Raw genomic sequence first — 23,393 nt, forward strand, 5'->3', positions numbered from 1 at the left:
ACCGTGAAGAAACTGCTTCGCGGCTTGGTCGGCCTGGCCTGCTTCCTCCTGCTCTGGGAGGTCGTCGTCCAGGTCGGCCTGGTCGATCGGACGTTCACCCCGCCGCCCAGCGTCGTGCTGGGCACCGTCGGGGATCTGCTGGGCGACCCCGAGTTCATCCGGGACATCGTCGCGACCATGCTGGCCTGGCTGATCGCCATCGCCGTCGCGATCGCGGTCGGCGTACCCGCCGGACTGCTGCTGGGCAGCGTCCCCGCGTTGCGCACGGCCACCGCCGCGATCGTGGAGTTCCTCCGGCCGATCCCGATCACCGCGCTGGTTCCCCTGGTGCTGCTGGTGATCGGCTCCGGCCCCGAAGCGAAGATCACCCTCGCCGTCTACGCCTCGCTGTGGCCGATCATGTTCAACACGATCTACGGCATGGGCGAAATCGACCCGGTGCTGATGGAGACCGCCCGCGCGTGCGGGACCAGCCGGTTCCGCATCCTGACGTCGGTCGCGCTGCCGCAGACCGCGCCGTTCGTCTTCACCGGCGTCCGGCTGTCGGCGACGATCTCCCTGATCGCCGTCGTCAGCGTCGAATTCCTGGCCGGTTCCCAGCTCGGGCTGGGCAGCTTCATCATCGTCGCCAGCACCGGTTCGGTCCGGTTCGACCTGGTCCTGGCCGGCACGGTGGTCGCCGGGACGCTGGGCTACCTGATCAACGAAGGGCTCGAACAGCTCGGCAAGCGGCTGTTCCGGTGGAGCACGGTGGATCGGGAGGCGATCGCGTGACGGCGGCGACCCTTTCGGGCCGGGTGGGCCGGCGCGCCGCGCGCGGTGCCGCCACGGTCCTGCGCAACTGGCTGCTGTTCGCGCTCCTGGTGGTCGGCTGGGAGTTCGCCGCCCGGGCCGGCGGCAGCAAGTTCTTCCCCCCGCCGTCGGAGATCGCGGGCACCGCCGCCAAGCTGTGGTTCACCGGGCCGGCGTCGCACCTGTTCCTCACCGACGCCGTGTTCGACAACGTGTTCCCCAGCCTCGGCCGGACGCTCGGCGGCTGGGCGCTCGCCGCGGTCGTCGGCATCGTCATCGGCGTGCTGCTCGGCCGGTCGGAGACGGCGATGGACTACGTCGGCCCGCTGTTCGCGTTCTTCCGCTCGATCCCGCCGCCCACCCTGATCCCGGTGTTCGGGGTGCTGTTCGGGCTGAGCTCGGGCATGCAGATCGGGTCGATCATCTTCGGCGCGGTGTGGCCGGTGCTGCTCAACACCGTCGACGGCGTCCGCTCGGTCGACCAGGTGAAGGTGGAGACGGCGCGGTCGTTCCGCACGCCCAAGGCGTACTGGCTCGGCATGGTCGTCCTGCCGGCGGCGGCTCCGAAGATCTTCGCCGGGCTGCGGGTGAGCCTGTCGATCTCGCTGCTGCTGATGGTCGTCTCCGAGCTCGTCGGCGCCTACAACGGCATCGGCCGGTCGCTGCTGAACGCCCAGCAGGACTTCGAGTTCCCGACCATGTGGTCGTGGCTGGTACTGCTCGGCATCCTCGGCTACGTCTTCAACACGATCTTCTTGGCCGCGGAACGGCGGGTGCTGGCCTGGCAGCCGGCCCGTCTCGGCCGCGACTGACGCTGGAAAGGCCTCTCCCATGTCCACCATGCTCGAAGTTTCCGGCCTCAGTCACACCTACGGCAGTGGGGCCAAGGCCCACACCGCGGTGAACAACCTTTCGTTCACCGTCGAAGCCGGGCAGCTGGCCAGCATCGTCGGCCCGTCGGGCTGCGGGAAGTCGACGCTGCTGCGCTGCATCGCCGGGCTGACCCCGCCGACCGACGGCACGGTCAGCCTGCACGGCGACCGCGTCTCCGGTGTCCCGGACGACCTGGCCGTGGTGTTCCAGGACTACAGCCGTTCGCTGTTCCCCTGGCTTTCGGTGCAGAAGAACGTCGAGTTCCCGTTGCGGTGGCGGCCGATCTCCCGCGCGGAACGCCGGGAACGCGCGGCCGAAGCACTGTCCCACGTCGGCTTGTCGGACGTCGGCGGCAAGTACCCGTGGCAGCTGTCCGGCGGCATGCAGCAGCGGGTGTCGATCGCCCGCGCGCTGGCCAGCCGCCCGGCGCTGCTGCTGATGGACGAGCCGTTCGCCTCGGTCGACGCCCAGACGCGCTTCGAGCTCGAGGACCTGACCCGGCGCGTGCAGCGCGAGCAGGGCAGCACGGTCCTGGTCGTCACCCACGACATCGACGAGAGCGTCTACCTGTCCGACCGCGTGCTGGTGCTGTCGAAGTCACCGGCGTCGATCGTGGCGGACCTGCCGGTGGGCCTGCCCGCTGCGCGGAACCAGATCACGACGCGCGAGTCGGCGGAGTTCGTGGCCCTGCGCGGCGAAGTGGCCCGCCTGCTGAACGGCGGCACGCCGGCGGAGGCCGCCACGGCCGCGTCCGACGCCGCGGAGTGGGAGCTCGCCGAGCGGACACCGAACATGACGGAGACCAAGACCCGGAGCTGACCCGCCTGGTGGTCCACATGGCTCTCAGTACAGCGACTTCGACGACGCGGCCACCCGGACGTGGACCAGCGTCGGGCGCGGGTCGGCCAGCGCCGCCGTGAGGCCGGGGACCAGCTCGGCCGGCTCGGTGATCGTCACGCCGTGGCAGCCCATGCTCTCCGCCAGCGCCGCGAACCCGATGCCGCCCAGTTCGGTGCCCGGCAGCTTCGCGCCGCCGATCGCGTCGCCCAGGATGCGGACCGCCGCGTACTCGGAGTTGTCCAGGATCACGAACGTCACGGGCAGTTCTTCGCGCGCCGCCGTCCAGAGGGCCTGGATGCCGTACATGCTCGAACCGTCGCCGATCACGCCGACGACCTTGCGGTCCGGGCGGGCGAGCGCCGCGCCGACCACGCCGGGGACGCCGTAGCCGAGCGTGCCGCTGGCCATCGTCAGGAAGCCGGTGTCGGTGGTCGTGATCGGCAGGTGGTCGTGCAGGATGCCGCGGTGGCTGGGCGCCTCTTCGACGACCAAGGCGTTGTCCGGCAACAGGTCCGCGAGCGTCGAGTAGACGAGTTCGCCGGTCAGCGCGTCGCCGGCCGGTTTCGCGGGACGCTGCCGCGGCGCCGGTGCGGGCCGCGTGCCGCGCTCGACGACGTTGAGCAGCGCGCGGATGCCCAGCTTCGGCGTGGCGCGGATGCCGGTGCCTTCGAAGGCGCGCGCGAGGACCTGCTCGTCGTCGCTGACGATGAACAGCGGCGACAGCGGAGCTTCCCCGCGCCCGCGGTCGACGTGGTAGGTGAAGGCGGGCGCCCCGAGCACGACGACGAGGTCGTACGGCGCGAGCGTGTCGGCGATCGCACCGCGTTCGGGGTCGAGGAACCCTTGGAACAGCGGGTGGTCCTCGGGGAACGAGCAACGGAACGACATCGGCGCGACCCACACGGCGGCGTTGAGCCGTTCGGCGAGCGCGACGGTTTCGACGACGGCGCCGTCCTGGTCGACGGCTCCCCCGACGACGATCGCCGGCCGTTCGGCGGCTTCCAGAGCGGTGTTGAGCTCGTCGACGGCCTCGGGATCGGGCGCGAAGCCGCGGATCCGGGGCCGCGAGACGATGGGCCGTTCGGTGGTGACGGCCCAGTCGTCGGCGGGAACGGACACGAAGACCGGACCGGACGGCGCCTGGTTGGCGACGTGGTAGGCCCGCGCCAGCGCGGCCGGGACGTCCTCGGCCGAAGCGGGCTCGATCGACCACTTCACGTACGGCTTCGGGAACTCGGGCGCTTCCATCGCGCCGAGGAAGGGTTCGTGCGGGATGAGCGACCGGATCTGCTGCCCGGCGACGACGATCATCGGCGTCCGGTTCCGGTAGGCGTTGAAGAGGCTGCCGAGCCCGTGCCCGACCCCGCCCGCGGAGTGCAGGTTGACGAGCACGGCTTTCCGGGTGGCCTGCGCGTAGGCATCGGCCATCGCCACGACGGCGGATTCCTGCAGGCCCAGGACGTAGTCGAAGTCGTCGGGCCAGTCGGTGAGGAACGGCACCTCGGTGGTGCCGGGATTGCCGAACACCGTGGTGAGGCCGAGTTCGCGGAGGAGTTCGCGGGTGGCGTCCAGCACCGTGCGCTTGATCATGCGCCCAGGTTAACGCTTAGCCTTGCGAAGAAAAGCCCCCCAAGCGGCCGAACCGACGGCGAGCGTGCCACCCGAACGGTCCTTGGTGTCCCGGATCTGCGACACGGGCCCGAGCTTGACCTCGACGCAGTTCTCTTCGGTCCCGCTGTAACTGGACTTACGCCACATCACGCCTCCAAGTCGGCGATCACCTCCCGGATGAGCGCGCAGGATTCCTGCTCGCTCAGGGCCAGTGCCGCCATCGCCCGCTGGGCCGCCCGGTAATCGGCCACCTGCTGCTCATCGTAGAGGTAAGCACTGCCGCGGTACTGCTCCAGGAAGACGATCGGCGGAAGGTCGGCGTAGTCGAAGATGACGAAGGAACCGTTGAGGCCCGGGGGGAAATCCTCGTTGTCCGGCAGGACTCGCAAACTCACGTTCCGCCGCTGCGCCAGCTCGGCAAGGTGCCTGAGCTGCGGGGCCATGATCTCGGCCCCGCCGCGCCGCTGCCTCAGCGCGGTCTCGGCGAGGAGCGCGGTGTAAGGCGACGGATCTCGGCCGGTCAGCACCTCCTGCCGCATCAGGCGCACCTTGATCCGCAGCTCTTCCTCCGCCTGCGGCCGCCCGGCGGCCGCGAGGATCGTCCGCACGTATTCCGGGGTCTGCAGCAGCCCGGGGATCAGCAGCGGTTCCCAGGCGAAGATCGCCGAGGCGGTGCGCTCGTACTCGATGAAGGCCGAGAGCCGCGGCGAGATCCCGGGAATGCTGTGCTCCAGCCAGTTGGGCTCGCGGGCGTTCCTCGCCAGCTCCAGCAACCGTTTCCGCTCCGCCGGCTCGACCCGCAGCGCGCCGAGCAGCAGCGCCACCTGCTCGATCTTGGGCACCCGTGTCCCGCTCTCCCAGTGCGAGAGATCCTGCGCCACCACCCCCGCCAGGCGCGCCAGTTCGCGCACGCCGAGGTTGCGCGCCTTCCTCGCCGCGCGGATCCCGAAGCCGAGCGCGCGAGACCTCGGTGTCGCTACCAGTGTTGCCATGGGCACATTGTGTCATCGGCCACCGGCAAAACCGGGAAAGCGGGGCTGTCGCAAACTCGCGACAGCCCCGCCCGCCCACACTCAGCCGATCAGGCCGGACAGCCCGCTGCCCTTGAAGGAACCCCAGCCCGTCACCTGGTCATATCCCGTCCCCGCACTGAAACCCGTCGTGCCGTGGAGGGTGTTGTTGCCCGACGTCACGTCGTGGAAACCGGTGCCGTACGAAGACCCGTTGCCGATCGAGTAGAACTTCGGGTTCAGGTTGCCCAGACCGCCGCCGTGCACCTGGTTCTGCAGCGCCGCGAAGGCCGCCCACAGCGGGGCCGCGCCCGAGGTGCCGCCGACCGTTCCCCAGCTGCCCGCGCTGTAGATGTAGTAGCCCGACGTCGGGGAGGCGTCCGCCGACACGTCCGGCACCTTGCGGTACGTCGTGCTCTGCGACGACTGCCACGACGGCGCCGTGAACACCGTCGAGATGCCGCCGCCGGTCGAGCCGCCGCTGTTGCCGTCGTTCCAGGTCACTTCGCTGCTGTAGCCGTTGGACGAGGTCACGCTCAGCTTCGTGCCGCCGACGCCCGACACGTTCGGGCTCGAGGCCGGGAAGTCGACGCCCTTCGCCGCCGAACCCGTCTGGCGGTAGCAGTCGGTCGTGCCGTCGTCGCCCGCCGCCGCGAAGTAGGAAATGCCCTCCGCCGTGCCGGTCGCGATCGCGCTGCTGACGCTCTTCGCCGCGCTCGAACCTTCCGCGGATTCGCAGGCGCCCCAGGAGATCGAGACGACGTTGACCTTCGCGTCGGACGCGATCTTCTGGTACATCGCGAGTTCGCCCGCGCTCGAGTTCGGTGCCTCGTACACGTAGTCGTTGGCCGCCGCGGCCAGCGCGTGCACCACCTCGATGTCGAGCTCGACCTCGATCTGGCCGTCACCCGGCGACGAGTCGTAGTTCGCGCCGCTGACACCGACCGTCGTCACCGTGCCCGCGGAAAGGCCGTACGTGCTGTCGTACTTGGTGATGTTGGACTTCTGGTAACCGTCGAACTCCACGAACCCGACGTTGACGCCGCTGCCGGTCGCCGACAGACCGCTGGTGCCGTAAGCGGTCTTGAGCACCGGCGGGGTGACGGACTTGACGACGTTGGGCTGGGCCAGCGGCTTCGACGCATGCGTCCGCACCGCGTGGTCGTCGAGGCCGATGACCCCGCCCACGACGTCCGAGACGCTCGCCGGCACGGCCGGGACGGCGTCGTTGGCGAAGAAGTCGCGCCCGGAAGCCTGGTCGCGGTAGGTCCCGATCCGGGTCCGGAACGCCGACTCGAGCTGCGCCGCGGAGCCGGTGAACGTGATCGCCTGCCGGTTGCCGGAAACCTCGATCCCGGTCAGCCCCGCTTTCCCGAGAAATGAGACGGCCTTGTCAACGTCGGCCTGGGTCGGGCCGAACCTGGCATTGAACTGCGCCGGGGTCAGAAACCGGTGGTATTGCGGCGAAGCGGGATTTTGGACGTCGGCGAGGAACTTTTCGAGCGCCTGCTGGTTGTGCAGTTTCAGCGAGAGCGCGGCGGCGATCGGCCGGTCGGCCGCGACGTCGCCGGTGCGGGCGCTGTTGATCAGCGGCGCGGCGTTGTCGGCCAGCGTGACCAGGGGTTCCGGCGCGGCGGCGGCCGGGACGGCCACGGCGAGGCCGAGCAACGCAGGCAGCGGCACAGCGGCCGCGACGAGCTTGCGCAAGCGCATGGGGGAATTTCCTCTCGGCGGTGGGGACCGGGCCTGCGCGGAATGCTCGCCGCAGGTTGCCGAGCAGCATAAGAAGACGTGATCACGCCAAGGAACCTACTTTTGGCCGGTCTTCAGCGGATCCCATTTTCATTTTCCGAGAGGTTTACCTTTCCATGGCAAACCGATTATTGTCCGGAATGCCCGACCATTTCGACGCGTTCGATGATCTCCCGGGCGCGCGGGTCACGCCGGTGGCGCCGGGCCGCGGCCGACAACGTCCGCAGCCGCTGCCGGGTCCGGGGCGAGCGCAGGACGCCGGCCAGCTCGATCGCCTCCCGGCCGGCCTCGGCGGCGACGTCGAGATCGCCGTCCAGCGCGTGCACGGTGGCCAGCCAGATCACCGTCAAGGACCGGCTGCGGGCCATCTCCGGGCCGTAGCCGGCGATGGCGTCGACGAGCGCGGGGATGCCCTCGCGGCCGTGCCGGACGTCGACGACCTGGGCGAGTTCCCCGTGCACCGTGCCGATCATCGCCGCCAGGTCGGTGGGGCCGAAGAAGGCCGCCCACGGCGACGGTTCCACGCCGGCGGCGTCGGCGAACTCCGTGCGAGCCCGGTGCAGGCACGCCACCGCGGCGACGGCGTCGGCCTTCTTGGCGTGCGCCCACGCCTGGTTGGCCGACAGGATCGCCTGGGCCAGCCGCGAGCGCGCCCGCAGCGCCGCCTCCCGGCCCCGCGCGAACTCGGCCAGCGCCGGATCGATCGCGTCGTAGTGCAGCAGCAGCCGCCCGGCGCGGTAGCGGATGTTGGCCTGGAGGTCGTCGTTACCCGCTTCGACGGCCAGGTTCATCGCCTGCGCGAACGCTTCCAGCGCGGCCTCGGGGCGGTCGTCGTCGAAACTGGTCCAGCCGGCGAGGTTGTACAGGTCGGCGACGGCGGTGCAGAGCCGCGGCCGGACCTTGCCGCGCACGGTGCCGCCCAGCAGCCCGACGGCGTGGGGCAGCACCTCCGCGACGGCTTCGCCACAAGCACCGCCGCCGTAGCGGTAGTCCTGCGCCCGAAGCCGCGCGATGGTGTCTTCGAGCCGTTGCACCTCGGCGAGACCCACACGTGCGCCGCTGAAGCCGTCCCGCTCGTCACTGCCGGTCATGGCAGCCCTCCGTCCGTAGAGAGCTGCCGATCGGGCAGCTCCGCTCATTCCCCGCCGGGCCAGGCCGGAGCCCGCTCCTTCGAGGGACTGGCACCGGGCAGCACCCCGGTGGCGGTCAGCACCACACCCGTGGCGGTTTCCGCGATCTTGACGACGGCCAGCAGCCCGGTCAGGGCGAGGGAGCCGCCGAGCCCCAGTTTCGCGAAATCGTCTTCGGCGGTTTCGGTTCCGCGTTGACGCGGTATCACGCCGGTCACGATTCGGCCCTCCGGCTTGCCATTGCGGTACTCGGGCGACAGCCGCGGGGAATCAGCCTGCCCCAGGTGGCGGAAATCCACCTGATGGCCGGCATCCTGGTCTCCTGCTGTCCACGCAACGAGTTCTCGAACTGAATACGCGCGCACACGGCGCCGCCTCCCGCACTGTGCAGATCGATTCCTGAAGATCGGCCGGATCGCGAAATGCGGGACAACCGTAGCCAGCCGATCGTCGGAAAATCAGCCACCAACCAGGTCAAACCTGAGACTGCCCGTGCAACCGCACGCGCAGCCCAGCGCGCGACACTGCACACGGCGGATGCAATTTCACGAGCCAGGTCACGATTGTCACGGGCACGCGAAAACATCGGCAGAAATCGTTTCCGCTCCGCCGATCCTCCGTGAAACGCGCGTCGTCGATCAGGATTTGACGAGGTCGACCCAGGTGCGCACGGTTCCGGCGTCCACGGGCGCCTGCCAGCCGCCGGGCCGAACCGCGCTGCCGACGTGGAATCCCCGGACGCCACCCGCGCGCAGGAGGTGCACCTGCTGGGCGCGCAGGCCGCCGCCGACGAGCAGTTCCGGCCCGCCGTCGCGCTGCGCGAGCCGCTGCAGCACCGAAAGGCCGCTCGCCACGCCGTTCGGGTGACCGGCGGCGAGCACGGTGTCACAGCCGAGCGAGGCCAGCTGGTCGTACGCGCGCAACGGATCGCGCGTGCGGTCGATGGCGCGGTGGAACGTCCAAGGCAGGCCGTCGACCTCCTTGATCAGCGCCTCGCAGGCGTCGAGGTCGATTTCGCTGTCGACGGTGAGGAAGCCGAAGACGAACTCCCGCGCGCCCGCGTCGATCAGCCGGGCGGTGTCCGCGCGCAGCCCTTCCAGATCGCCGATGGCGAAGGAACCGTTGTCCCGCAGCATGACCCGCACCGGGAGGTCGGTCGCCGAGAGCACGTCACGCAGCGTTTCGAGCGACGGCGTCAGGCCGTCCTGCGCCATGTCCGCAACCAGTTCGAGGCGGTCGGCCCCGCCCGCCTGCGCGCCTTCGGCATCCGCCGCGTCCAGCGCGATCACTTCCAGCAGGGGCGTCTTCGAGCTCATGCCTCATCCGTTTCACTGGTTCCGGGTGTCGTCTCCCCTCGCGTGCCGCCCTCGCCGGAAGCCGCCTTGAAGGCTCGTCATCCGCTCGCGTACCGCTTCCGGGGAAAGAGAGAGTATCGGCCGCTGCTCCGGCACCGCTCCCGGGCTGGCCGCGGAATCCAGCGGCTGCAGGAACGGCCAGGTGTCCTCCGCGCCGTCCTCCTGCTCCAGTTCGGCCGGGGTAGGCCATTCGTACGAGGGCTCGATCGCGGCGGGCGGCGCGACGGGTGTCAGCCGCGGTTCGGTGTCTTCGTCGTCCGGCGTGCGCACGGGCGCGACGGCCACCGGGGCCGGTGGCGGTGCGGGCGCCGGGGCCGGGGCCGGTGGCGGCGGCGGCGGTGCGAGCGCCGGTGGCGGTGGCGGTGCTGCGGGCGCTTGGGGCGGTGGTGGTGCGGACGCCGGTTGCGGCTCGCGGATCGGCGGCCGCGTGGTGAGCGCGTGCCGTGCCTGGGGCTCGACCGGCCGGGGCTCTTCGGCGACCGGACGCGGCTCGGCCGGCTTCCGCGGCTGTTCGGGTGCGGCGGAGGCGTCGAACCAGCGGGACAGGACGTCGCGGTAAGCGGGCATCCGCTCGGTCGGGGCGTCGAAGTCCAGGTGCGCCTCTTCGTCCACGGTCGGCCACTCCGGCGCGTGGTCGCGGGCCACCACCGGGGCCCGGCGCGGCGGCCCGGCCTCGATCGACGGTGGCGTCAGCTCTTCCGGCTCCGGCTCGGGTTCCGGCTCCGGCGGCGTGAGCGGGGCCAGCGGCGCCAGCAGCTCCGGTTCCGGGGCGACGGACGGCTCGGCGGGCGGCGGCGGTGCCGGCATCGGCGGCAGCTCGACGATCAGGGCCGCGGGCACCAGCACGGTCGCGACCAGCCCGGAGTCCGCGCCCGCGCTGAGGCTGACGTCGATGTGGTGGCGCGTGGCCAGCGTCGCGACCACGAACAGGCCCATCCGGCGCGACACCTCGACGTCGACGTCCGGCGGGTGCGCGAGCCGCGCGTTGGTGCGGTCGATCTCCGCCTGCGGCATGCCGGCGCCGTGGTCGATGATCTCGATCTGCCAGTCGCCGTCGTGGGTTTCGGCGCTCGCCACGGTGACCGTCTCGTCGGCGGAGTAGCGCGTCGCGTTCTCCAGCAGCTCCGAAACGACGTGCACGAGGTCGTTGACGGCCTCGCCGCGGACCGCGACCTGCGGCGCCGGGCCGAGCTCGATCCGCTGGTAGTCCTCGACCTCCGAGAGCGCGGCGCCGATGATCTCGTCGGCCGCCACCGGGCCGGCGTCCTCCCGCGCGGAGTCCTGGCCGGAGAGCACCAGCAGGTTTTCGCTGTTGCGCCGCATCCGCGTCGCGAGGTGGTCGAGTTCGAAGAGCCCGGCGAGGGTGTCCGGGTCCTGCTCGCCGGCCTCCATCCGGTCGAGCACCGACAGCTGCCGTTCGACGAGGTCCTGGCTGCGCTGCGAGAGGTTGACGAACATCGCGTTGACGTTCTCGCGCAGCATGGCCTGTTCGCCGGCGAGCCGCACCGCCTCGCCGTGCACCGCGTCGAACGCGCGCGCCACCTGGCCGAGCTCTTCGCGGGTGAACACCGGCACGGGCGCGACGGCGAGCCGTTTCCGCAGGTTCTCGGGTGCGGGTTCGGGGTCGGTGAGCAGGTTCTGCACGGCCGCCGGCAGCCGGTGCTCGGCCACTTCCAGCGCCGTCCGGCGCAGGATCCGCAAGGGGCGCAACAGGGACCGCGCGATGACCACCGACAGCACACCCGCGACGAGCAGGACGCCGAGGACGACGCCGCCGTCCCACAACGCGGCCGTCCGGGCTTGGGCCGCCAGGCTGTCCGTGCGTTCCTGCAACTGGACCAGCAGCGCCTGCTGCACCTGGTGGGCGAGGTTCACCGTGTGCGTCGCCGAAGTGTCCCACTGGTTCGGGTCGAGGCCCGAGAGGTTCTGGCCGTTTTCGGTGCGGGTGAGCGCGGATTCGACCATGTCGTTGCCGATGTCGACGACCAGGCCGATCACCGTGTCGTCGAACATCCGCTGCTGGTCGGGGGTGGCGAAGGTGCGGTAGTCGCTGCGCGCGGCGGCCAGCTCGGCTTCCGCGCCGAGCAGGGCGCGTGTGCGGTCGCGGTTGAGGGTGCCCGCCGCGAGCGCCTCGGCCATCACCGCCCGCTTGACCGACATCTGGTCCTTGATCCGGGCGAGTGCGTTGCCCGCCAGCCGCATCCGCGCGAGGTCCGAATCGGAGACGTCGGCGGCCGCCGAGTCGCTGATGTCGAGCAGGCCGGAGATCAGCTCGCTGTAGGAGCGCAGCACGGCGTCGGCGGGGAACGCCGAATGCTCGGCGGAAAACCGCAGGCCACCGAGCACGCGCAGCCGGTCGTCGGTCTGCTGCAGGCTTTCCGCGGCGTTCGCGTCGAGCCGCGGCTTGCTCTCGGCGAGGGTGCGCTCGAACCCGCCGATGGCCTGGTCGACGCGGTTGCGCTGGGCGGTCAGGTCCGCGGTGTCGCCTTGGCGGTTCTGGGCCACGAACCGGACGGTGAGGTCGCGCTCGCGTTGCAGCTCGTGCAAGGCTTCGGCGACCGTGCTGTCGACGCGGCCGCGCGTGGCGAACTCGGCCAGCTGCCGGGCGTCGCGCAGGTCGGAGCTGATCCGCAGGCCGACGAGCGCGATCACGGCCAGCGCCGGGATGAGGAGGACGGCGAAGAGCTTCGTGCCGAGACGCCAGTTCCGCAACCGCCAGCGGCCGCCCGCCGGACGCGGATCCGCCGCGTCGCCGCCCTTGCGGGGACGCTTGTCGCGACGGGTCACCTGGTTTCCTTTTCCGCCACGGGCGGGAACCCGCGGATCGAACGACACTCGAACCTACTGAACGGTAGCCCGCCCCATGAAGATCCGAAAGCCGCGCTGGCACGATACGGCCCTGCCCGCGATCGTATGGGGCGCGGACCATACGATCCAGCACGAGAACCAGATTCTCGCGGTAGGTGAAGGTTCATGATCAGACGCGGACGGATGATTCCGCTGGTAGCGGCGCTCCTGGCGACCGCGGGCTGCAGCGTGTTCTCTTCCGGCACCCCCGCGCCTCCGCCGCCGCTGGAGCGGACCACCCTGCGCGTCGGTGTGGGCAACGCCATCGACACGGCCCCCCTGCGGATCGCCGTCGCGGCCGGGAAGCTCGGCTCCGCGGGACTGAATGTCCAGCTGGTGGAACTCGGCGCCGACGACGGGCTCGCGAAACTGGCCGCCGGCGACCTCGACGTCACCTTCGCCTCCGACATCGCGATGTTCCGCGCCGCGGCCGGCGGGACGGCGTTGCAGCTGCAGGGCGAGGCCTACACCTCCGGCCCGAACACGATCGCCCTGGTGACGCTGCCGGACTCGGACTACACCGTGCCGACGGGCAAGCGGTCGCCGAAGATCGCGGTGAACATGCTCGACGACGTCGGCGCGCTCGTCGCGCGTTCGGTGCTGGTCACCGCGGGCGTCGACCAGGCGAAGATCAAGTTCGTCCCCACCCCGTTCGACCGGATGCCGCAGGCGCTGCAGGCCGGCGACGCCGACGCCGCGCTGATGATCGAGCCGTACACCACCCGCGCCGAGAAGGACCTCGGCGCGCACATCCTGGCCGACGGCGCCCGCGGTTCGACGCTCGACTTCCCGCTGTCGGGCTACGCGGCGGCAAAACCGTTCGCGCAGGCCAACCCCCGGACTCTCCGGGCGTTCCGCACCGCGCTGGGCGCGGCCCAGCAGAGCGCGACGGACCCGGCGATCGTGCGCGACGCACTGCCGAAGTTCTCCGACATCGACGCGACCACCGCGGCGCTGATCTCGCTCGGCTCGTACCCGGTGTCGCTCAACGGCATCCGGCTACAGCGCGTGGCCGACCTGATGCACAACTCGGGACAGCTGGCGAACCGCCTCGACGTCCAGAGCCTGCTGCCCGAGCAGACCGGGTACTGAGAGCTAGATGTTCTCGCCCCGCGGCAGCATGCACACGACGCGCATGGGCGGGCCGTAGTAGAGCCGGATGTCGTCGGCGTCTTCGCACTCCTTGCCGTCGCGAGACCTGCTGAAGACCTCGACACGGTCCGTCGCCGCCGGGTCGGTGCAGCTCACCTTGGCGATCGCGACCTCGTCTTCGATGTCGCGGAGGCAGTCGCCGGTGCGGACGTTCAGCGCGAGGCAGAGCGTCCGCCCGGACTCGGAGCCGCTCGTGGTCCGGAACCGCACGTAGCCGTTGGAGGAGCAGGTCGAGTTCCGGCTGGCGGCGGTCTCGACCTTGTACGTCGCGTTGTTCGCGGCACAGCCGACGCGGTGGTAGGCGAGCCGGCCGGCCGCCTCCTGGGTCAGGTACAGGCAGTCGCCGTCCGACGGCGGGCCGCTGCGGCCGGCCCAGTAGACGCCCATCGCGCCCAGCGCGCCCAGGCCCAGTGCGGCGACGACGCACGCGACCAGCGTGATCCGCACCTTCGTGGTGAACCAGTGCGGAATCGGCTGCGGCCCCGGTACCGGCGGCATCGGCTGCTGTCCCGGTACCGGCGGCATCGGCGCGGGCTGCGCGTAGCCCGGCGACCGGAACGGGTTGTCGTCGAACGGCGGTGTGGTCAACGTGCCCTCCAGTGATCCCCTCGGCAAATCGTCCCACCGGCGACCCGCGACGGGGGCGGGCCGGAGCGAGCCACGTATAACAGTAGTTGTGACTGATGGCCCGCTGATCGTCCAGTCCGACAAGACCGTGCTCCTGGAGGTCGACCACCCCCAGGCCGGTGACGCGCGCGTCGCGATCGCGCCGTTCGCCGAGCTGGAACGGGCGCCGGAGCACGTGCACACCTACCGGATCACGCCGCTGGCCTTGTGGAACGCGCGCGCCGCGGGCCACGACGCCGAGCAGGTCGTCGACGCACTGACGACGTACTCGCGCTTCCCGGTGCCGCAGCCGCTGCTGATCGACGTCGTCGACGTCATGGGCCGGTTCGGGCGGCTGCAGATCGCCAACCACCCGGCGCACGGGCTCGTGATGTCGACCACCGACCGCGCGGTGCTGACCGAGGTCGTCCGGAACAAGAAGATCAGCCCGATGATCGGCGCCCGGATCGACGAGGACACCGTCCTCGTGCACCCGTCCGAGCGGGGGCGGCTGAAGCAGGCGCTGCTGAAGGTCGGCTGGCCCGCCGAGGACATGGCCGGGTACGTCGACGGCGAAGCCCACCCGATCGCCCTGGACGAGCAGGACTGGCACCTGCGCGACTACCAGCGGATGGCCGCGGAGGCGTTCTGGGCGGGCGGCTCCGGCGTGGTCGTGCTGCCGTGTGGCGCCGGGAAGACGCTGGTCGGCGCGGCGGCGATGGCTCGCGCGCAGGCCACGACGCTGATCCTGGTGACGAACACGGTCGCCGGGCGGCAGTGGAAGCGTGAGCTGATCGCGCGGACGTCGCTGACCGAGGAGGAGATCGGCGAGTACTCCGGGGAGAAGAAGGAGATCCGCCCGGTCACCATCGCCACCTACCAGGTGATCACCCGCAAGACCAAGGGCGAGTACCGGCACCTGGAGCTGTTCGACTCCCGCGACTGGGGCCTGGTCGTCTACGACGAGGTCCACCTGCTGCCGGCGCCGGTGTTCCGGATGACGGCGGACCTGCAGTCGCGGCGGCGCCTGGGCCTGACGGCGACGCTGGTGCGCGAGGACGGCCGCGAGGGCGACGTGTTCTCGCTGATCGGCCCGAAGCGCTACGACGTGCCGTGGCGCGACATCGAGGCGCAGGGCTGGATCGCCCCGGCGGAGTGCACCGAGGTCCGCGTGACGCTGACCGACGCCGAGCGGCTCGAGTACGCCACGGCCGAGGCCGACGAGCGGTACAAGCTGGCGGCGACGGCGTTGACGAAGACCCCGGTGATCAAGTCGATCGTGGCCAAGCACGCGGGCGAGCCGACGCTGGTCATCGGCGCGTACCTCGACCAGCTGGAGATGCTCGGCGACGAGCTCGACGCCCCGGTGATCCAGGGCGCGACCCGCAACAAGGAACGCGAGGAGCTGTTCGACAAGTTCCGCCGCGGCGAGATCAAGACGCTGGTGGTGTCGAAGGTCGCGAACTTCTCGATCGACCTGCCGGAAGCCTCGGTGGCGATCCAGATCTCGGGCACGTTCGGCTCGCGGCAGGAGGAGGCCCAGCGCCTCGGGCGCTTGCTGCGCCCGAAGGGCGACGGGCGGCAGGCGCACTTCTACTCGATCGTCTCGCGCGACACGGTGGACACGGAGTACGCGGCGCACCGGCAGCGGTTCCTCGCGGAGCAGGGCTACGCGTACCACATCGTGGACGCGGACGACCTGCTCCGGCCGCTCTGAGCCCGCTCAGCCGACGTCGGTGAAGAACTTTTCGACGTCGTAGTTCGCGACAAGCCGCGCCAGGCCGGCCGGCGTCTGCCCGGAGAGGTTGGCCTGGCGCGGGTCGGCGCCGTGCCGCCGGAGCAGCTCGATGAGCTCGCCACGGCCCCGGTAGGCGAAGAGGGGCGAGTTCCCGTACTCGTTGACCGGATCGACCCGGGCGCCCGCCTCCAGCAGCACCGTGGCCACCTCGAGGTTTCCCTGCTGGGCGGCCAGGTGCAGCTCGGATCGCCCATGCCGATCGACCACGTACACCCCCTTTCGAATCCATCTTGCCGGTTCTTGCCGGCGGCCGGTCACGAGCCCAGGTAACGCAGGACGGCGAGCACCCGGCGGCTGTAGCCGGCCGCCTGGGGCAGGTCGAGCTTGTCGAAGATCGCGTTCGCGTGCTTCTCGACCGAGCTCTGCGAGAGGTACAGCACCTGCGCGATGCTCGCGTTCGTGTGGCCCTGCGCCATCTTCTCCAGGACGTCCCGCTCGCGCGGGGTCAGCCGGCCCAGCGCGTCCTCGTGGGAGGTGCGGGCCACCAGCCGCCGCACCACCTCGGGGTCGAAGGCGGCGCCGCCTCCGGCGACCCGCTCGAGGGCGTCGAGGAACTCACCGACCTGGGCCACGCGGTCCTTGAGCAGGTAGCCGACGCGGCCGCGGTCGCCGCTGATCAGCTGGGCGGCGTACCGCTTCTCGACGTATTGGGAGAGGACGAGCACTCCGGTTCCCGGCCACTTCTCCCGGATCTCGAGGGCGGCGCGCAGCCCTTCGTCGGTGTGGGTCGGCGGCATCCGCACGTCGGTGACAACGACGTCCGGCTGCTCCTGCGCGGCGGCCTCGAGGAGTGCTTCGCCGTCGCCGACCGCGGCGACGACGTCGTGGCCTTCCTCGGCCAGCAGCCGCACCAGGCCTTCGCGCAACAGCGTCGAGTCCTCGGCCAGGATCACCCGCACGGCAGCACCGCCCGCACGACCGTCGGACCCCCGCCGGGACTGTCCACGGTGAACTCCCCGTCCGCCGCGGCGACGCGCCGCGCCAGCCCGCTGAGCCCACCGGTGCCGTCGGCCCGGGCGCCGCCCGAGCCGTCGTCGGCGATCTCGACCGCGATCTTCTGGCTGATCGGGTGGACGTCGATGGCGATGCGCGTCGCGCCGGCGTGCTTGGTCGCGTTGGTGAGGGACTCCGACGCCACGAAGTAGATGACGGTGGCCAGCGCGAGCGGGGGCTCGTAGAGAAGCGTGTACCGCACGTCGACCGGGATCACCGCGCGTTCGGCGAGGGACTCGAGCGCGGCCTCGAGACCGCCTTCGTCGAGCGCGATCGGGTACACGTGCCAGGCGACTTCGCGCAGTTCGCGCAGGGCTTCCTGCACTTCCTCGTGCGCCTGCCGGACCAGCTCGGTGTCCCCCGTGCGCCGGGCCCGGCCGAGCAGCAGCCCGAGGGCGACCAGCCGTTGCTGCACGCCGTCGTGCAGGTCACGCTCGATGCGGCGGCGTTCGCCGTTGACCGCTTCGACGACTTCGGCGCGGGTGCTGAAGAGGAAGGACAGCCGGCGCTCGACCAGTGTCCGGGTGCTCGGGGTGAGGAACTGGTCGGCCAGCCGCCGGTCCAGCGCGGCGACACCGAGCATCCCCTGCCAGCAGAGGAACCCCGCGACCGTCGCGAGCACGCCGATCAGCAGCCAGCCGAGGAGGGTCGCGTCGCCCTGTCCGCCGGGAGCGCGCCCCGTCCACAGCTGCCCGCAGTAGAACGCGGCCGTCACCGCCCCGGCGCCGAAGCACGCCCAGACGCCGAGGCCGAGAAACCCGACGAGCGAGTGCAGGGAAAGGTATTGGAGGGCCCGGCTGCCGTCGTAGTCGTCGCCGGTGGCGTGGTCCAGGAAATTCAGCAGACGGGCCCGTTCGAGCTGGGAGAACTGCCGGGCGCCGCGCAGCACGATTCGGCGCGTCGCCGGAACGACGAGCAGAGGTGCACTCAGCAGGACGTACAGCACCTCGGCGACCGCGCTGAGCGCGCCGAGGCCGACGCCCGCTGTCGTGCGCGCAGCCCAGATGATCACGACTTCAGGCTAGCGAGGGCGGGGGCTTTTCATATTGCGGTTTTCCGCAGTGTTTCCGGGTGGTGTTCAGCAATGTGCACCGGCTCGCGAATTCCTACGGTCGTGGCATGGACCTTTCACTGACCGCCACCGCTACCGAACCGATGACCGGGCTGGCCGGCTGGGCCGTCGGGCTCATCGACGCGCTCGGCGGGCCCGGCGCCGCCATCATCGTCGGGCTGGACAACCTGTTCCCGCCGATCCCCAGCGAACTGGTGCTCCCGCTCGCCGGGTTTTCCGCGAGCCGGGGCGCGTTCACGCTCCTCGGCGCGCTGTTCTGGACGACGCTGGGCTCGCTGGCCGGCGCGGTGCTCGTCTACTGGCTCGGTGCGCTGCTCGGCCGTGACCGCACCCGCGCCCTCGTGGCCCGCGTCCCGCTGATGGACGCCGGCGACTTCGACCGGACGGAGGCGTGGTTCGCCCGGCACGGCGGCAAAGCTGTGTTTCTCGGGCGGATGGTGCCGATCTTCCGCAGCCTGATCTCCCTGCCCGCGGGCGTCGAACGCATGCCGTTCGGCCGGTTCCTCGGGCTGACCACGGCGGGCAGCCTGCTGTGGAACACGGTGTTCGTCGTGGCCGGCTACCTGCTCGGCGAGAGCTGGTCGCTGGTCGACCGGTACGCGTCGGTGTTCCAGTACGTCGTGCTGGCGGCGGTGGCGGTGGCCGCCGGGGTGTTCGTCGTGGTCCGGTTGCGCGCACGGCAAACTCGTTCGGCCTAGCGAATCGTCACAGGAACAACTTGCGCCACAGGAGTCGCGAACAAGTCTCTGACCAGCAGATTTACTGATTCACTCGAACGGATGAGCGGGCGTGGTACTGGAAATTGTCGGACCCTCGAACTACTGTTCGAGATGCAGTAACCGAACACAAGTTCGAGGGGACGTCCATGACGATCGCACCGCTCCGCCCCGGTACGCCCGCGCCGCCGGTCCAGACCCTCCCACCGGGGTCGTGGCACGGCCGGCTGTGGGTGTCCGACCTGCCGCTGACCCGGCCCGAGCGCTACCTGGGCTGCGTGGCCGAGTTCGAGCGGTCCGGCCTGTGGCCGGTGCTGATCCCCCACGACCAGCGCTTCGCGGCGAACGGCGAGGACTGGATCGACGACCGGGGCAGGCTGGCCCCGGCCGGCCACCGGGTGGCCACAGCCGACCCGGCGGCGGCCCTGTCCCGCTGGTGGGACACGTCGTGCTGCAACGGCGCCTGCCTGAGGCCCTTCGGCGCACGGTTCCCGGGGCTGGCCAAGCGCAGCCCCCGCAGGTCCGACCCCCTGGCGGAGGCGGGCAACACGGGCTCCATCCTGGCCACCCGAGCCCCCCACCGGCTCGGCCTGGTCCAGACGGAACGCCCGGCCGACATCCCGGCCCTGCTGGGCTGGACGGGGATGATCAAGTGCACGGACCAGGTGGCGGAGCTGTCGGCGGTGCTACGCAGCTGGGAGGAGAGGTTCGGAGCCACGCTGGTGGTCCTGGGGTTCGACGCAATCGAGTTGTCAGTGGCGGCACCCCCGCGGAACCAGGCCAGGGCATTGACGGTGGCTGCGGAGCACCGGGCGTTCAGTTTGCCCACGTTCGCGGGCCAGCCGGGGAACCTGCGGGAGTACGCGTCGGGGTTGGTTCAGTCGCGGCACTGGCGGTTTTCCTGGGCTTGAGGGATGGGGGCGAGGCGGAGCCGGGCCGAGGCGGAGCCGGGCCGAGGCGGAGCCGGGCCGGGCGGAGCCGGAGCCGGGCCGGGCCGCGGCGAAGCCGGGGCAGGGCCTGGCGGAGCCGGGCCGGGCCGCGGCGAAGCCGGGGCAGGGCCTGGCGGAGCCGGGCCGGGCCGCGGCGAAGCCGGGGCAGGGCCTGGCGGAGCCGGCGTTGGCCGCGCCGAGGCGGAGCCGAGACTGCCAGGGTCGGGGCGGGCCGGACCGGGCTTGGCTTGAGGGGGCCGGGCCGGCTTGGGTGGGCCGGGCTTGGCTGGGCGGCCACGCTTGGGCGAGCCAAGCCAGGCCCAGCCGAGCCGACTCGGGCGAGCCAGGCTTGAGTGGCCAGGTTGGGCAGGCCGGGGTCGGGCTTGGCCGGGCGGGCGGCGCTTGGGCGAGCCGGGCCGGGCTTGGGTGGCCGGGCCGGGCAGGGGCGGCCCGAGCCGAGCTTGGCCGGGCGGACGGGGCTTGGGCGAGCCGGGCCGGGCTTGGGTGGCCGACCCGGGCAGGGGCGGCCCGGCCGAGCTTGGCCGGTCCGGACCGGGTTTGGCCTGGGCCGGGGGTCGGGGGCCAGCATCCGAAGAGCTGGGTGGTCATCCCGTCGCCTGAGGCCGTCAAATCACTTTGCGCCAGGCCCGCAACCCACCCACCAAGGCGAGCCGACAGCGCAACCTTGCGGGCCTGGCGCAAAGTGATAGGCCTCTCGCGCAGGCGACGGGATGACCACCCAGCGCACCCCTCGCGAAGGGGAGAGAACAGCGATCCGGGTAGCCATCCCAGAGCCTGCCCGTCCGGCGAGGACAGTCTTTTCACCGCAGCAGATCCCACCCATGGGCGACAAGATGAGCCACCACTCCAAAGGTCCAGTAAGACGCGCGTCCACCAAGTTGGGTCGCGTGTCCCACCCTCCGGTCCACCTGTCCGGCCGCCCGCGCGTTTGGCCGGCCAAGCGAGCGGGAATCACCTCTCGCGGCAACGGAAAGGCGGTGAGAGCGATCGCCGAGATCCGGATCGGTACCTCTGGGTGGCGGTATCCCCCTTGGCGCGGGGTCTTCTACCCACCCAAGCTCGCGCAGCGGCGGGAACTCGAATACCTCTCGCGGCGGATGAACGCCGTCGAAATCAACGGTTCCTTCTACTCGCTCCAGCGTCCCGAGCGGTACCGGGCCTGGTTCGACGAAACCCCCGCCGACTTCCTCTTCGCCGTCAAGGGCGGCCGCTTCATCACCCACATGAAGCAGCTTCGCGACGTCGAGACCGCCCTCGCGAACTTCTACGCCTCCGGCGTCCTCGCGCTCGGGGCGAAACTGGGCCCCTTCCTCTGGCAGCTACCGCCGAGACTCGCTTTCGATCCCGATCGGCTCGAGAACTTCTTCGCCCTGCTTCCCCGCACCACCACCGACGCCGCCCAGCTGGCGGCGAAGCACGACGACAAACTCAAGGGCACGCCGTACCTCGAAGCCGGACCTAGACGGCCCCTGCAGCACGCCCTCGAAGTCCGGCACCCCAGCTTCGCCGAACCCGCCGCCAAAAAACTGCTCGAAACACACGGCATTGCCCTCGTCGTCGCCGATACCGCCGGGAAGTGGCCGTTCCTCGAAGACCAGACCGCCGACTTCGCCTACGTCCGGCTGCACGGCGACGAAGAGCTCTACGTCAGCGGCTACTCCGACCGAGCCCTGCGCAAGTGGGCCCGGAAAATCCGGGAATGGCACGACGACGGACGGCGTGACGTGCACGTCTACTTCGACAACGACGTCAAAGTGGAGGCTCCCCGGAACGCCGAATGCCTGGCCGACCTGCTCGGGGTTGCCCCCATCACGAGACAGTGAGTGGACAGTCAGCGCCGGACCGCGCCACTGCCCGAGTGCCTCGGCGAAGCGCGGCTGCTCTCGCCGGAAACGCGCAGTTCGCCACCTGTTTGCGAGACCCGGCACGGTGGCATGATCGGCCTCGATGAAGGTCTACGCGATCCCCCTGCGCACCCGGTTCCGCGGCATCACCGTCCGTGAGGGCGTGCTGCTGCACGGCCCGGCGGGCTGGGGCGAGTTCTGCCCGTTCGCCGACTACTCCGACGCCGAGAGCGTGCCGTGGCTGCGGTCGGCGCTGGAGGCGACCGAAGCCGGGTGGCCCGCGCCGGTCCGCGACCGGGTCGAAGTCAACACGACGGTGCCGGTGGTCGGGCCGGAGAAGGCGCACGAGCTGGTCCGCGCGTCCGGCTGCCGGACCGCGAAGGTGAAGGTCGCCGACCCGCGCGTCTCCCTGGCCGACGACTGCGCGCGGGTCGAAGCGGTCCGCGACGCACTCGGCCCGGACGGCGCCATCCGCGTCGACGCGAACATGGCGTGGGACGTCGACACGGCGGTGCGTGCGATCGCGGACCTCGACAAGGCGGCGGGCGGGCTGGAGTACGCGGAGCAGCCGTGCCCGTCGATCGAGGACCTGGCCGCGGTCCGGCGCCGGGTGGACGTCCGGATCGCCGCGGACGAGTCGATCCGCCGCGCGGAGGACCCGCTGAAGGTGGCAGTCGCCGGAGCGGCGGACATCGCGGTCCTGAAGGTCGCCCCCCTCGGCGGCGTCCGGCGGGCGCTGGAGGTCGCCGAGGCGTGCGGGCTGCCGTGCGTGGTGTCGTCGGCGGTGGAGACGAGCGTGGGCCTGGCAGCGGGCCTGGCACTGGCCGGCGCGCTGCCGTCGCTGGAGTTCGCTTGTGGACTCGGGACGCTTTCGTTGCTGGAAGGGGACGTCTGCGCAGAGTCACTGTCCCCTGTGGATGGATACCTCCCGGTACCGCGGGTCGCCCCGGAACCCGCTTCGGCCTACGCGGCGCCGCCCGGAGTCGCGGCGGCTTGGGAAGCCCGGCTGAGCCGGGTCCGCGCGCTGAGCTGAGCGCGGACCCGGCGTCAAGCCCGCCAGGCCGAGTCGTAGGCGTGCACCAGCCACCGGTTCGCCCAGTCCCGGTCGGGCTCGTCCGGCAGCGGCGACGCACCTCGGGTGAGCTGGTCGAGCCGATCTTCCAGCTCGGCCGCGGCCTCGACGGCTTCGTCCTGCGAGTGCCTCCCCCGACGCAGATCACGCAGCCAGGTCAGCCACGGCTCGGCGATCGGCAGCGTCATCCGCCCGGTTTCCAGCAGCTCGACGCCCTGGACTCCGAGCCGGACCATGTGCATCGCGTATTTCGTGTCGAAGCCGTACTTCGCGATCAGCTCGGGCCGGTTGACCGTCAACGCACCTTCGAGCATCCGTTTCCGTTGCGTCCGCAGGTATCCGGCGAACCGAGGGCCGGCCTGCCGCGAGACGACCCGGTCGGCGTTGGCGCGCAGTTCGTGGCCGAGCTCGGTGATCCGCACGACTTCCGCGTCCGGCACGAACAGCGGCAGCGAGTAGACGATGAGGTCGAGATCGCCGGGCCCGGACCGCACGCCTTCGGGCTGGGTGCGGAAAACGTATTGCTCGAACCACCGGAGTCCGGTGACGTACTCGGCGGGTTCCACGCACAGCCCCATTTCGTCGCGGTCGTCCTGACCGTCGACGGCGGTACCGTGCAGGCCGGACCCGACCTGGCAGCGCAGGATGGTGCCCTGCTCGGCGATCGCGGCGAATTCGGGGTTGTCGTGCTTCATGGTCGTCAGTTGTACCGGGGCGCCGGGCCGGGGAGCAGGTGGTTTTCCTGGGGGTGGGTTGGCGTGCGCGCGGAAACGCCGCCCCAGACGGACATCCCCCGCCGCTCCCGCGCAGCGTTTCCGGCAAAATCGTTGCCAGGTGGTGCTTTGCAGGTGGCCGAGGGGCGTTGGGGCTGTCACCGGTGTGGGGGGGTGGTGAATTTGGGGGGGGGGGGTGGGGGGATAGTTAGATGGGTGGGGGGGTTGGGGAGGGGGGGGGGGGCCCGCGGGGGGGGTAACCCCGCG

At 71.1% G+C, this 23,393-nt stretch carries 22 protein-coding genes; 9 read left to right on the top strand and 13 right to left on the bottom strand.

Translation table 11 applies throughout. The features are described from left to right. Positions 1-3: 3 nt before the first annotated feature. The 3 genes from AB0F52_RS03000 to AB0F52_RS03010 are packed head-to-tail and all read left to right on the top strand — an operon-like array spanning position 4 to position 2,484. A complete protein-coding gene (locus AB0F52_RS03000; RefSeq protein ID WP_360163917.1) occupies positions 4-774 on the top strand; it encodes an ABC transporter permease in 771 nt (256 codons plus the stop codon). After that, on the top strand, positions 771-1,604 hold the full coding sequence (locus tag AB0F52_RS03005) for an ABC transporter permease (protein WP_360163919.1): 834 nt from the start codon (positions 771-773) through the stop codon (positions 1,602-1,604). The genes AB0F52_RS03000 and AB0F52_RS03005 overlap by 4 nt, the downstream gene beginning before the upstream one ends. A gap of 19 nt (positions 1,605-1,623) precedes the next feature. After that, positions 1,624-2,484 carry an ABC transporter ATP-binding protein gene (locus AB0F52_RS03010; RefSeq protein ID WP_360163921.1) on the top strand — a complete coding sequence of 287 codons (861 nt, stop codon included), beginning with the start codon at positions 1,624-1,626 and terminating at the stop codon, positions 2,482-2,484. Positions 2,485-2,508: 24 nt separating this feature from the next. Here the strand turns inward: AB0F52_RS03010 and mdlC are convergent, their stop codons facing one another. The 8 genes from mdlC to AB0F52_RS03050 all read right to left on the bottom strand — a co-directional run bounded on the left by mdlC (position 2,509) and on the right by AB0F52_RS03050 (position 12,150). Continuing rightward, positions 2,509-4,095 (bottom strand): benzoylformate decarboxylase, encoded by a 1,587-nt coding sequence (mdlC, locus tag AB0F52_RS03015; protein ID WP_360163923.1) that lies wholly within the window; start codon positions 4,093-4,095, stop codon positions 2,509-2,511. Between the two features lie 9 nt (positions 4,096-4,104). Next, positions 4,105-4,263 carry a DUF397 domain-containing protein gene (locus AB0F52_RS03020; RefSeq protein WP_360163925.1) on the bottom strand — a complete coding sequence of 53 codons (159 nt, stop codon included), beginning with the start codon at positions 4,261-4,263 and terminating at the stop codon, positions 4,105-4,107. Beyond that, positions 4,263-5,108 (bottom strand): helix-turn-helix transcriptional regulator, encoded by an 846-nt coding sequence (locus AB0F52_RS03025; protein ID WP_360163927.1) that lies wholly within the window; start codon positions 5,106-5,108, stop codon positions 4,263-4,265. The genes AB0F52_RS03020 and AB0F52_RS03025 overlap by 1 nt, the downstream gene beginning before the upstream one ends. An 81-nt stretch (positions 5,109-5,189) precedes the next feature. After that, positions 5,190-6,839, bottom strand: a complete 1,650-nt coding sequence (locus AB0F52_RS03030; protein ID WP_360163929.1) for a S53 family serine peptidase — start codon at positions 6,837-6,839, stop codon at positions 5,190-5,192. Between the two features lie 167 nt (positions 6,840-7,006). Then, positions 7,007-7,969 carry a hypothetical protein gene (locus AB0F52_RS03035; protein WP_360163931.1) on the bottom strand — a complete coding sequence of 321 codons (963 nt, stop codon included), beginning with the start codon at positions 7,967-7,969 and terminating at the stop codon, positions 7,007-7,009. Between the two features lie 44 nt (positions 7,970-8,013). Beyond that, the gene (locus AB0F52_RS03040; RefSeq protein ID WP_360163933.1) at positions 8,014-8,307 is read right to left on the bottom strand and encodes a hypothetical protein; all 294 of its coding nucleotides are present in this window, start codon (positions 8,305-8,307) and stop codon (positions 8,014-8,016) included. Positions 8,308-8,646: 339 nt separating this feature from the next. Beyond that, entirely contained in the window at positions 8,647-9,324 is a 678-nt protein-coding gene (locus AB0F52_RS03045) for a copper homeostasis protein CutC (RefSeq protein ID WP_360163935.1), read from the bottom strand. 12 nt (positions 9,325-9,336) lie between these two features. Then, on the bottom strand, positions 9,337-12,150 hold the full coding sequence (locus tag AB0F52_RS03050; protein ID WP_360163937.1) for a nitrate- and nitrite sensing domain-containing protein: 2,814 nt from the start codon (positions 12,148-12,150) through the stop codon (positions 9,337-9,339). 186 nt (positions 12,151-12,336) lie between these two features. Here AB0F52_RS03050 and AB0F52_RS03055 point away from each other — a divergent pair, with 186 nt between their 5' ends. Then, entirely contained in the window at positions 12,337-13,302 is a 966-nt protein-coding gene (locus tag AB0F52_RS03055; protein ID WP_360163939.1) for an ABC transporter substrate-binding protein, read from the top strand. A gap of 3 nt (positions 13,303-13,305) precedes the next feature. Here the strand turns inward: AB0F52_RS03055 and AB0F52_RS03060 are convergent, their stop codons facing one another. Further along, on the bottom strand, positions 13,306-13,950 hold the full coding sequence (locus AB0F52_RS03060) for a hypothetical protein (RefSeq protein WP_360163941.1): 645 nt from the start codon (positions 13,948-13,950) through the stop codon (positions 13,306-13,308). 88 nt (positions 13,951-14,038) lie between these two features. On the opposite strand from AB0F52_RS03060, the gene AB0F52_RS03065 reads away from it, so the two are divergent. Then, the gene (locus AB0F52_RS03065; RefSeq protein ID WP_360163943.1) at positions 14,039-15,685 is read left to right on the top strand and encodes a DNA repair helicase XPB; all 1,647 of its coding nucleotides are present in this window, start codon (positions 14,039-14,041) and stop codon (positions 15,683-15,685) included. Between the two features lie 6 nt (positions 15,686-15,691). Here the strand turns inward: AB0F52_RS03065 and AB0F52_RS03070 are convergent, their stop codons facing one another. The 3 genes from AB0F52_RS03070 to AB0F52_RS03080 are packed head-to-tail and all read right to left on the bottom strand — an operon-like array spanning position 15,692 to position 17,771. Next, complete coding sequence (locus tag AB0F52_RS03070) at positions 15,692-15,973, bottom strand: ankyrin repeat domain-containing protein (protein ID WP_360163945.1); 282 nt, start codon at positions 15,971-15,973, stop codon at positions 15,692-15,694. A 47-nt stretch (positions 15,974-16,020) separates the two neighbouring features. Beyond that, on the bottom strand, positions 16,021-16,665 hold the full coding sequence (locus AB0F52_RS03075; protein ID WP_360163947.1) for a response regulator transcription factor: 645 nt from the start codon (positions 16,663-16,665) through the stop codon (positions 16,021-16,023). After that, on the bottom strand, positions 16,656-17,771 hold the full coding sequence (locus AB0F52_RS03080) for a histidine kinase (RefSeq protein ID WP_360163949.1): 1,116 nt from the start codon (positions 17,769-17,771) through the stop codon (positions 16,656-16,658). The genes AB0F52_RS03075 and AB0F52_RS03080 overlap by 10 nt, the downstream gene beginning before the upstream one ends. Before the next feature lie 107 nt (positions 17,772-17,878). Between AB0F52_RS03080 and AB0F52_RS03085 the strand changes: the two genes are divergently transcribed. The 4 genes from AB0F52_RS03085 to AB0F52_RS03100 all read left to right on the top strand — a co-directional run bounded on the left by AB0F52_RS03085 (position 17,879) and on the right by AB0F52_RS03100 (position 22,374). Further along, complete coding sequence (locus AB0F52_RS03085) at positions 17,879-18,529, top strand: DedA family protein (RefSeq protein WP_360163951.1); 651 nt, start codon at positions 17,879-17,881, stop codon at positions 18,527-18,529. A gap of 167 nt (positions 18,530-18,696) precedes the next feature. Further along, the gene (locus AB0F52_RS03090) at positions 18,697-19,458 is read left to right on the top strand and encodes a DUF4253 domain-containing protein (protein ID WP_360163953.1); all 762 of its coding nucleotides are present in this window, start codon (positions 18,697-18,699) and stop codon (positions 19,456-19,458) included. 1,016 nt (positions 19,459-20,474) lie between these two features. After that, positions 20,475-21,320 carry a DUF72 domain-containing protein gene (locus tag AB0F52_RS03095; protein ID WP_360163955.1) on the top strand — a complete coding sequence of 282 codons (846 nt, stop codon included), beginning with the start codon at positions 20,475-20,477 and terminating at the stop codon, positions 21,318-21,320. A 124-nt stretch (positions 21,321-21,444) separates the two neighbouring features. After that, complete coding sequence (locus AB0F52_RS03100) at positions 21,445-22,374, top strand: o-succinylbenzoate synthase (RefSeq protein WP_360163957.1); 930 nt, start codon at positions 21,445-21,447, stop codon at positions 22,372-22,374. A gap of 14 nt (positions 22,375-22,388) precedes the next feature. On the opposite strand, the gene AB0F52_RS03105 is transcribed toward AB0F52_RS03100, so the two are convergent. Continuing rightward, complete coding sequence (locus AB0F52_RS03105) at positions 22,389-23,108, bottom strand: nucleotidyltransferase domain-containing protein (RefSeq protein ID WP_360163959.1); 720 nt, start codon at positions 23,106-23,108, stop codon at positions 22,389-22,391. Positions 23,109-23,393: the final 285 nt, after the last annotated feature.

Source organism: Amycolatopsis sp. NPDC024027 (assembly GCF_040638975.1).
Lineage (GTDB): Bacteria > Actinomycetota > Actinomycetes > Mycobacteriales > Pseudonocardiaceae > Amycolatopsis.

What these genes read in the sequence shown, in the direction of transcription:
- AB0F52_RS03100 (WP_360163957.1), top strand. Translation starts at nt 21,445, where the DNA reads ATGAAGGTCTACGCGATCCCCCTGCGCACCCGGTTCCGCGGCATCACC.
- mdlC (WP_360163923.1), bottom strand. Translation starts at nt 4,095, where the DNA reads ATGATCAAGCGCACGGTGCTGGACGCCACCCGCGAACTCCTCCGCGAA.
- AB0F52_RS03105 (WP_360163959.1), bottom strand. Translation starts at nt 23,108, where the DNA reads ATGAAGCACGACAACCCCGAATTCGCCGCGATCGCCGAGCAGGGCACC.
- AB0F52_RS03085 (WP_360163951.1), top strand. Translation starts at nt 17,879, where the DNA reads ATGGACCTTTCACTGACCGCCACCGCTACCGAACCGATGACCGGGCTG.
- AB0F52_RS03020 (WP_360163925.1), bottom strand. Translation starts at nt 4,263, where the DNA reads ATGTGGCGTAAGTCCAGTTACAGCGGGACCGAAGAGAACTGCGTCGAG.
- AB0F52_RS03025 (WP_360163927.1), bottom strand. Translation starts at nt 5,108, where the DNA reads ATGGCAACACTGGTAGCGACACCGAGGTCTCGCGCGCTCGGCTTCGGG.
- AB0F52_RS03045 (WP_360163935.1), bottom strand. Translation starts at nt 9,324, where the DNA reads ATGAGCTCGAAGACGCCCCTGCTGGAAGTGATCGCGCTGGACGCGGCG.
- AB0F52_RS03035 (WP_360163931.1), bottom strand. Translation starts at nt 7,969, where the DNA reads ATGACCGGCAGTGACGAGCGGGACGGCTTCAGCGGCGCACGTGTGGGT.
- AB0F52_RS03030 (WP_360163929.1), bottom strand. Translation starts at nt 6,839, where the DNA reads ATGCGCTTGCGCAAGCTCGTCGCGGCCGCTGTGCCGCTGCCTGCGTTG.
- AB0F52_RS03010 (WP_360163921.1), top strand. Translation starts at nt 1,624, where the DNA reads ATGTCCACCATGCTCGAAGTTTCCGGCCTCAGTCACACCTACGGCAGT.
- AB0F52_RS03090 (WP_360163953.1), top strand. Translation starts at nt 18,697, where the DNA reads ATGACGATCGCACCGCTCCGCCCCGGTACGCCCGCGCCGCCGGTCCAG.
- AB0F52_RS03055 (WP_360163939.1), top strand. Translation starts at nt 12,337, where the DNA reads ATGATCAGACGCGGACGGATGATTCCGCTGGTAGCGGCGCTCCTGGCG.